The 8,510-nt window shown below is 69.6% G+C and carries 6 protein-coding genes and 1 pseudogene; 6 read left to right on the forward strand and 1 reads right to left on the reverse strand.

Annotation, left to right across the window (positions count from 1 at the left end; all coding sequences use genetic code 11):
- Positions 1–308 precede the first annotated feature (308 nt).
- The 4 genes from ON26_RS14635 to ON26_RS14650 all read left to right on the forward strand — a co-directional run bounded on the left by ON26_RS14635 (position 309) and on the right by ON26_RS14650 (position 5,273).
- Complete coding sequence (locus ON26_RS14635) at positions 309–1,106, forward strand: HugZ family pyridoxamine 5'-phosphate oxidase (protein ID WP_040796689.1); 798 nt, start codon at positions 309–311, stop codon at positions 1,104–1,106.
- Between the two features lie 93 nt (positions 1,107–1,199).
- Positions 1,200–2,072 (forward strand): TIGR03619 family F420-dependent LLM class oxidoreductase, encoded by an 873-nt coding sequence (locus ON26_RS14640; protein ID WP_040796690.1) that lies wholly within the window; start codon positions 1,200–1,202, stop codon positions 2,070–2,072.
- Between the two features lie 85 nt (positions 2,073–2,157).
- Positions 2,158–2,961, forward strand: a complete 804-nt coding sequence (locus tag ON26_RS14645) for a thioesterase family protein (RefSeq protein WP_040796691.1) — start codon at positions 2,158–2,160, stop codon at positions 2,959–2,961.
- Between the two features lie 95 nt (positions 2,962–3,056).
- The gene (locus ON26_RS14650; RefSeq protein WP_040796692.1) at positions 3,057–5,273 is read left to right on the forward strand and encodes a glycoside hydrolase family 3 C-terminal domain-containing protein; all 2,217 of its coding nucleotides are present in this window, start codon (positions 3,057–3,059) and stop codon (positions 5,271–5,273) included.
- 93 nt (positions 5,274–5,366) lie between these two features.
- On the opposite strand, the gene ON26_RS14655 is transcribed toward ON26_RS14650, so the two are convergent.
- On the reverse strand, positions 5,367–6,287 hold the full coding sequence (locus ON26_RS14655; protein ID WP_040796693.1) for an EamA family transporter: 921 nt from the start codon (positions 6,285–6,287) through the stop codon (positions 5,367–5,369).
- A gap of 277 nt (positions 6,288–6,564) precedes the next feature.
- Between ON26_RS14655 and ON26_RS14660 the strand changes: the two genes are divergently transcribed.
- Positions 6,565–7,299 (forward strand): TetR/AcrR family transcriptional regulator, encoded by a 735-nt coding sequence (locus ON26_RS14660; RefSeq protein ID WP_245545857.1) that lies wholly within the window; start codon positions 6,565–6,567, stop codon positions 7,297–7,299.
- A 303-nt stretch (positions 7,300–7,602) separates the two neighbouring features.
- Positions 7,603–8,510: pseudogene (locus ON26_RS14665) on the forward strand (hypothetical protein); the annotation flags it as partial.

An 8,510-nucleotide genomic window follows, 5' to 3' on the forward strand; every position in this document is an offset into this window, starting at 1 on the left:
GTGGGTCGGCGCCGCACTCCCCTGACGCCGACCCACGACGGCATCCCTGCTCGGCGTCTTCAGCTTGTTTTTGGAGTTTTAGTCGGTTTTTGGTCGACCACTGATTGGCGGATTTCATATATAGATGCGCATATCTCGATAGTCAGATTTATTTTTCGATTGTGCGGGCGTCGTGGATCCTCTGGCTGTTCGATCCGTCGGAGTCTCGAGAGCGACTTCGTCCCGGTTCTGTCCCCATGACTCGGACAGCGGCTGGCGGCCGCGACGCCCCTCCCCTGCCCCATCGCACGAATGGCACCCTGTAGGGCATGACTCTCGATCACGGCGACCCCGGTGACGCTCCTTCGGTCCCCCAGCCGACCGCTCCGGTGGTGAATCCGGCCCGCCCCTCCCCCGCCGAGGAAGCCAGGACCGTTGTGGCGTCCACGAATATCGCGACGCTGGCGAGTCTGGCGCAGGACGGTTCGCCGTGGGCCTCGTTCGTCACCTACGGCGAGCTGGACGGCCGGCCGGTGCTGTGCGTCTCGCGGATGGCAGAGCACGGACGCAATCTGGCCGCCGATCCGCGGGCGAGCCTGTCCGTCGTGGCGCCGGACGTGCCGTCCGATCCGCTGGCAGGCACCAGGGTGACGCTCGCCGGAATCGTCGAGCAGCCGGAGGGCGAGGAGGCCGAACGCGCGCGGGCCGCGCACCTGGCGGCGGTTCCCGCGGCGAAGCATTACATCGACTACAGCGATTTCACGGTGTGGGTGCTGCGTGTCCAGCGGGTGCGCTGGGTCGGCGGTTACGGGCGGATGGATTCGGCGAGCGCCGAGCAGTACACGGCCGCGCTGCCGGATCGGGTCGCGCCCGACGCGGCACGCGCGGTCGCCCATCTCAACGACGATCACGCCGACTCCCTGGCGGACATGGCGCGCGTGCTGGGCGGTTACCCGGATGCGACGGCGGCGCTGTGCGAGCGCGCGGATCGGTACGGACTGGACCTGCGGGTGGAGACGCCGCGCGGGGTGGCGCGCACGCGGGTCGGTTATGCGGCGCCCATCGCGGAGATCGGTGAATTGCGGGCGGCCACGGTCGAATTGGCGCGGCGCGCCCGCCCGGCGTAGCCGGTCCTCGACGCCCGTGCCGACCAAGTGATTGATTGGTCGGCACGGTGTGGCCGCGATCACGCTGCCTCCCGGGAGCAGGAAGGCCCTCGGATGCGATTCACCTACGCGGAGACCATGGTCGATCCGTCGTTCTACATACCGCTGGCCCGGGCCGCGGAGGCAGCCGGCTATACCTCGATGACGATCGCGGACAGCATCGCCTACCCCCGCGACTCCGACGCCACCTACCCCTACACGCCCGACGGCAGCCGGGAGTTCCTCGAGGACAAGCCTTTTCCCGAGGCGTTCGTGCTTTCGGCAGCGGTCGCGGCGGCGACCACAAAACTGCGGCTGACGCCGTTCGTGGTGAAGCTGCCGATCCGTCCGCCGGTGCTGGTGGCCAAGCAGGCGGCCTCGGTGGCGGTGCTGAGCGGGAACCGGCTCGGGCTGGGTGTGGGGATCAGCCCGTGGCCGGACGATTTCGAGATCATGGATGTGCCGTTCGAGAAGCGCGGCGCGCGGATGGACGAGTGCATCGACATCGTGCGGGGGCTCACCGCGGGCGGGTATTTCGAGTTCCACGGGGAGTTCTTCGATCTGCCGCCGATCAAGATCGCTCCGGTGCCGAGCGAGCCGATCCCGATTCTCGTCGGCGGGCACAGCAAGGCGGCGCTGCGGCGCGCGGCGCAACGGGGCGACGGCTGGATGCACGCCGGCGGCGATCCCGCGGAGCTGGATCGGCTGCTCGGCGAACTCGACGCGCTGCGCGCGGAGTACGGCACGCGCGCGGATTTCCAGGTGCACGTGATCTCGATGGACGGGTTCACGGTGGATGGGATCAAGCGGCTGGAGGACAAGGGGGTCACCGATGTGATCGTCGGTTTCCGCTACCCCTATACCCGGGAGCCCGACACCGAGAGCCTGGAGACCAAGATCGCGCATCTGTCGCGATTCGCGGAGAAGGTCATCGCCCGCGTCGGGTGAGTTCGGCGGCGGGCGGGCCGGGTACCACCCGGCGCCCTGTGCGGTGGGTGCGCGATGATCATCGTTAGTACGGGAAAGGAAAACGATGACCACGACCGCGCCCTACGCCTTCGACAGCGACACCGCGAGCACCGCGGTCGGCGACCATGTCTACGAGCTGGAGCTGACCGACCGCTGGAACACCCCCGCCGGCACCGCCAACGGCGGCTATCTGCTGGCCGTCTGCCTGCAGGCGCTGCGTGGCGAGGTGCCGCAGCCGGATCTGCTGTCGGTGTCGGCGCACTACCTGCGTCCGGGCACGCCGGGGCCGGCCCGGGTGCTGACCGAGACGGCGCGGGTCGGACGGCGGACCGGTACCGGGGCTGCGACGCTGGTGCGCGACGACAAGGAGATCATCCGGGTTCTGGCCACGTTCACCGATCTGGCGGCGGCCGAGGGGCAGACGATCGAGCTGGGTGTCGCACCGGAGTTGCCCGCCCCGGAGGATTGCGTGGATCCGGTCGCGGGCCGGGGCAAGGTCGCCAAGACGGGCATCGGTGAGCGGGTCGAGTTCCGGATGCCGGAGCTGCGCGGCTTCTGGAATGGCGAGCTGGGCCGGGCGGCGAGCTGGGAGTTCTGGATGCGTTTCACCGACGGCCGTGATGCGGATCCGATCGCGCTGGCGGCGCTGGTGGATGCCGCTCCCCCGGTCATCTTCGATCACGGTGTGCGGATGTCGTCGACGGTGGAGTTGACCGCGCACATTCGCAGGCGGCCCGCGCCGGGGTGGCTGGCGTGCCGGGTGAGCACCAAGCATCTGGTGAACGGTTTCCACGAAGAGGATTTCGAGCTGTGGGACAGCACGGGCGTTCTGGTCGCCCAGTCCCGCCAGCTCGCGATCGTGCCCTGAATTCGCGCGCGGCAGGCGTCCGGAGGTTCGCGCACCGCGCCAGGGCGAGTGTCGAATGCCGTGGTCAGAGCACCGGTGTGGCCTAGTGTTGGCCCATGACTGACTCTCCGATCGCGGACCTGTCGACGGCGGACAAGGCGGCGCTGGGTAGCGGCGCGGATTTCTGGACGACGAAGTCCGTGGGGTCGATCGAGCCGGTGACGATGACCGACGGGCCGCACGGAGTGCGCAGACAGGTCGGGTCGACCGATCATCTCGGGCTGGCGGCGAGTCTGCCCGCGACGTGTTTCCCGCCCGCGGTCGGGCTGGCGCAGAGCTGGGATGCGGAGTTGGTGCGCCGGGTGGGGGTGGCGCTCGGTCACGAGGCCAGGGCGGCGGGGGTGGATGTGCTGCTCGGGCCGGGGGTGAACATCAAGCGCGATCCGCGGGGCGGGCGGAATTTCGAGTACTTCTCCGAGGATCCGTTGCTGACCGGTGTGCTGGGTGCGGCATGGGTGACGGGCTTGCAGAGCACGGGGGTCGGGGCGTCGTTGAAGCATTTCGCGGCGAACAATGCCGAGCACGATCGGATGCGGTCGAGTTCGGATGTCGATGTGCGGCCGTTGCGGGAGATCTATCTGCGGGCGTTCGCGCATATCGTGCGGACGGCGCGACCGTGGACGGTGATGTGCTCCTACAACCGGATCAACGGGGTGCACGTCTGCGAGAACCGGTGGCTGCTGACCGAGGTGCTGCGCGGCGAGTGGGGCTTCGACGGGGTGGTGGTGAGCGATTGGGGCGCGGTCACCGATCGTGTGCGGGCGGTGCGGGCCGGGTTGGATCTGGAGATGCCCGGTAGCGGGGGCGGCTCGGATGCGCGTGTCGTCGCGGCGGTGGAGGCGGGCGAGCTGGATCCGGCGGATCTGGATGCGTCGGCCGAGCGGATGGCGGTGCTGGCCGAGCGGGTGCGGCAGGGCAGGCAGCTCGAGGTTCCCGCGGCGGATGCCGCCGAGCACCACGCGCTGGCTCGCGAGGTGGCGGCACGATGCGTGGTGTTGCTGAAGAACGATCGTGAACTGTTGCCGTTGTCGGCGGGTAGCGCGCTGGCGGTGGTGGGCGAGTTCGCCGAAGCGCCGCGTTATCAGGGTGGCGGTAGCTCGCATGTGAACGCGACCCGGCTGGATGTGCCGTTGGAGGAGATCCGCGCTCATGCCGGGCCGGGATCGGTCACCTATGCGCGGGGTTTCACCACCGACGGCACCGGGGACGCGGACGCGCTGCGGGTGGAGGCGGTGGCGGTGGCGTCCGAGGCGGCGGTGGCGGTGGTGTTCCTCGGGTTGGCGGCCAACCAGGAGTCGGAGGGGTTCGACCGCACCGATATCGAGTTGCCCGCCGATCAGTTGCGGCTGCTGACCGAGGTGGTCCGGGTGCAGCCCAGGACGGTGGTGGTGCTGGCGCACGGCGGCATGCTGCGGCTCGAGCCGGTGGCCGCCCAAGCCCAGGCGATCCTCGACGGCGGGTTGCTGGGGCAGGCCGGTGGCGGCGGCCTGGCGGATGTGTTGTTCGGGGTGGTGAATCCCTCGGGGCGGCTGGCGGAAACGGCGCCGCTGCGCCTGCAGGACGCCCCCGCGTTCCTCAACTTTCCCGGTGAGCATTCGCGGGTCCGCTACGGCGAGGGGCTGTTCGTCGGTTACCGCTGGTACGACGCCAGGGAGATGGCGGTGTGTTTCCCGTTCGGGCACGGGTTGTCCTACACCACCTTCGACTACGACGAGCTCACGGTGTCCGCGGAGGCGGCGGGCTGGGTGGTGGAGGTGACGGTGACCAATACCGGTTCCTGGGACGGCCGGGAGGTCGTGCAGGTCTATGCGGGGCTGCCCGGGTCGGCCGTGGTGCGGCCGGAGCGGGTGCTGGCGGGGTTCGCGACCGTGGATCTGGCGGCCGGGGCGAGCGCGCGGGTGTCGGTGCCGATCCGGCGCGAGGATCTGGCGTACTGGGATCCGCGGCTGGAGCGCTGGGTGGTCGAGGGCGGCGAGTATCAGGTCTCGGTCGGGGCGTCGAGTCGTGACCTGCGGGTCGGGTGCGGGTTGAAGGTCGACGGCGACGAGATACGGGTTCCGGTGACGCTGGATTCGACGCTCGGTGAGGCGCTGGCCGATCCGAAGGTGGCCGAAGCGTTGGGCAAGGTCGCGGCGGGCATGGGGGCGATGCTCGGCGGCGGTGCGGGGCTCGGGGTCGACATGGTGCGGATGATGGAGTCGATTCCGTTGGGCAGGCTCGCCAACTTCGGGCTCGATGCCGCGGAATTGGGGCGCCTGCTCGAGAAATCGTGAACCGGTCGCACAGCTGAGCCGGATGGCGTCCGCTCCACCGAACCGATCGGATCTATCCCGACCGGATCAAGTGTCCTAGTGAGACAGCTGTTCTCATTGCTCACGGGAACCGATCCGGGGCCAGGCCCATTGGACCAGCGCCGCGCCGGTGAGCAGGACGACCGCGCCGATCAGTTGCAGCGGCCCGAGCGCCTGGTCGAGCAGAAGCCAGGCCAGCGCGGCGGCGACCAACGGCTCCACCAGAGCCAGAACGCCGGCCAGTGCGGCGGGCAGATCGCGCAGCGCCCACAACCCGGCCAGATAGGGCAGCACAGTGCCGACCACAGCCAGCACCAGCAGCACCAGCCATACCGGCGCCCGCAGACCGCCGAGTACCGCGGCGGCGGTGAGTAGATCCGAAGGCAGCGCCCACGGCGGGGCGATCACCGCCACTGCCACCGCGCCGATGGCCAGACCGGCGGCGGTCAGCCCGAACGAATCGTGTCTGCTCGCGCCGTGCTCGCCGAACAGGAAGTAGCAGGCCGAGCAGATCGCCGCCCCGAGTCCGGCGGCGACGCCGAGCAGGTCCAGCGCGGCGCCCTGCCAGATCTGCGCGACCATGGCCGATCCGGCCGATGTCAGCCCGATACCCAGCCACACCGGTCCGGGCAGCCGGGTGCCCCGGGCCGCCCACACCCAGAGCGCGACCAGCACGGGAGCCAGGTTGACCAGGACCATCGCCACCCCGACCGGAACCCTGGCCACAGCCACGAAGAACAACAGTTGCACCCCGGCGACACCGAGCAGGCCGTAGCCGAGCAGCAGCGGAAGGTCGGCGCGGCCGAACCGCAGTGCCCGCGGCCGCGATACCGCGACCACCGGCACCAGCAGCGCCGCGGCCGAGACGATCCGCACCGAGGTCACCGCGGCAGGCGACCAGCCCGCCGCCATCACCGCAGCGGCCAGCGAGCCCGAGCTCGCGAACAGCACCCAGGAGCTCACACTCAGCCCTGTCGCCCCGGCGCGGCTAGACACGCACGACCTTCTCCGATACGAGCACGGCTGGCAGTGTGCCCGAGCGATCCCGCCCGGACCACAGAATTTCTGCCCCCTGCGCCGCCAGAACCACGGAAGGACAAGTGAGGACAGCCCGAGCAACCGGTGTCTTCGAAGGCCGCCAGGCCGCAGGAGCCGGGCCCGCCGCCGGCAGACGACAAGCTCGCGGCTTCCTCGGCACTCGTGGGGGCTGACGCCCCGGATGGGCTGGTCACCGACGACGGGGGTCGACCGGCCCGGCGGTAGGCTGGCGCCGGTGAAGGCGCATACCGAGGGTCCGAGGAGCGGTACCGGCTACAGCGACCGATCCGACAGCGCCGCCACATCCCGCTCCCGCGCCGATATCGACGGCACGGCACGGGAATTCCTCGCCGCGGCGGGTGAGACCTGGGCCGATCTGGCCGCGCTGGATCCGCGCTCGCGGCGCATCGTGGAGGCGGCGCGTGACTGCTTCGCGGAGGTCGGGTTCGAGGAGACCACCATGGTGGGTATCGCCGAACTCGCCGGGGTGGGGGTGGCGACAGTGTATCGCCGGTTCGGCACCAAGTCGGCACTGGTCCGGTTCGCGTTGATGGCCGAGTCGCAGCGGGTCGGGGTGATCATGGCCGAGGCGGTACATCGGTCGGCGGGGCCGGTGAGTGCGTTGGCGGAGATGTTCGCGGCGTTCGTCGGCGAGGCGCGGTCGCCTCGACTGCTGACTCGTAGTCTGCGGGTGTCCTCGGCGGCGGGTGAGTTGACCAGTTTCCTCACCGGTGACGAGTTCATCGCTCAGGGTCGGACGTTGGTGGCCCGGTTTCTCACGCACTGGCAGCGTCGCGGCGAGCTGGGGGACTTCGACACCGAGGTGGTTGCCGAGTTGTTCGTGCGGTTGACCATGTCGTTCATCTCCAATCCGCGCGGTGTGCTGCCACTGGACGATGCCGACGCGGCCAAGCAGTTCGCCCGCCGTTTCCTGGCGCCGCTGCTGTTCCCCCATCCCGGTGGTCGCTGAGCGTCCGGAGCGCGGCACCCGTGCACCCGTTCGGGGCGAAGATCAGCGACGCCTCGCCGATCGGGCTGTGCGGGACCCGAGGGGGTGCAAGCGTCGGATTTCCGCGTCCCCCGCGGGGTATTACCGGCAACAGCAGCCGTGCGTCGCGGGGAAAGATCGCCCGACTCGACAATATTCACACTACCCTGAGTTACATATACCGGTAGCCGAACGGAGGGTCGCGTGCCGAGCACCACCGACGAGACGGTCGAACAGTTCCTCGCCCAGGAAGGCGGTGGCGCCGCACTGGACCAGGTCATCGCCATGACCGCGGCCGCGGGCGTGATCGGCGCACTGCTGCTGTGGATCGGCTACCTGCACCGCACACGGCGCATCACCTGGCTCGGGTCGGTGGCCGATCGGATCGGCGCGAAGATGAACCGGCCCGGCTGGGTCGCCCTGCCGCTGCTGCTGTTCCTGGTCACGATCGTCACCGCATTGATCGGCTTCATCTGGGACGTCAGCCTGCACATCGGCAACGGCCGCGACGAGGGGCCGCTGGCCAATCCCGCGCACTACTTCATTCTCGTCGGCCTGTTCTTCCTGTTCACCGCGGGTATGGCCGCCATCGTGCTGCCGCTGGACGAGAAACCCGGCGCCGCGGCCGTGCGCATCACCCGCAACTGGTACGCCCCGGTCGGCGGCATCCTGCTCGCCGCCACGGGCCTGTACGCGCTGATCGGTTTCCCCCTCGACGACATCTGGCACCGCATCTTCGGCCAGGACGTCACGCTGTGGGGTCCGACCCATCTGATGCTCATCGGCGGCGCCGGACTGTCGCTGGTCGCGGTCCTGCTGCTGGAGTACGAGGGCATCCGCAACAAGCCCCGTCCCGACGAACCCGATGCGCGGTTCGTGCGCATCCAGCGCGTCTTCGCCTTCGGCGGCCTGCTCATCGGATTGTCGGTCTTCCAGGTCGAATACGATTTCGGCGTCCAGCAGTTCCCGCTCGTGCTGCAACCGCTGCTCATCACCGCCGCCGCCACCGTCACCCTGGTCGCTGCCCGCATCGTCCTCGGTCGTGGCAGCACCCTCGTGGTGGTGGCGTTCGCGGTCGTGGTGCGCGGGCTGGTCGCCTATCTCGTCGCCGGGCCGATCATCGACGCCCCACGCAATGTCTTCCCGCTCTATCTCGGAGCCGCGGTCGTCGTCGAACTCCTCGCGCTGCTGCC

It is taken from the genome of Nocardia higoensis NBRC 100133 (assembly GCF_000308595.1).
Classification (GTDB): domain Bacteria; phylum Actinomycetota; class Actinomycetes; order Mycobacteriales; family Mycobacteriaceae; genus Nocardia; species Nocardia higoensis.

Excerpts from the sequence above, each read along its gene's own strand:
- ON26_RS14635 (WP_040796689.1), top strand. The coding sequence starts at position 309 with ATGACTCTCGATCACGGCGACCCCGGTGACGCTCCTTCGGTCCCCCAG.
- ON26_RS14640 (WP_040796690.1), top strand. The coding sequence starts at position 1,200 with ATGCGATTCACCTACGCGGAGACCATGGTCGATCCGTCGTTCTACATA.
- ON26_RS14645 (WP_040796691.1), top strand. The coding sequence starts at position 2,158 with ATGACCACGACCGCGCCCTACGCCTTCGACAGCGACACCGCGAGCACC.
- ON26_RS14650 (WP_040796692.1), top strand. The coding sequence starts at position 3,057 with ATGACTGACTCTCCGATCGCGGACCTGTCGACGGCGGACAAGGCGGCG.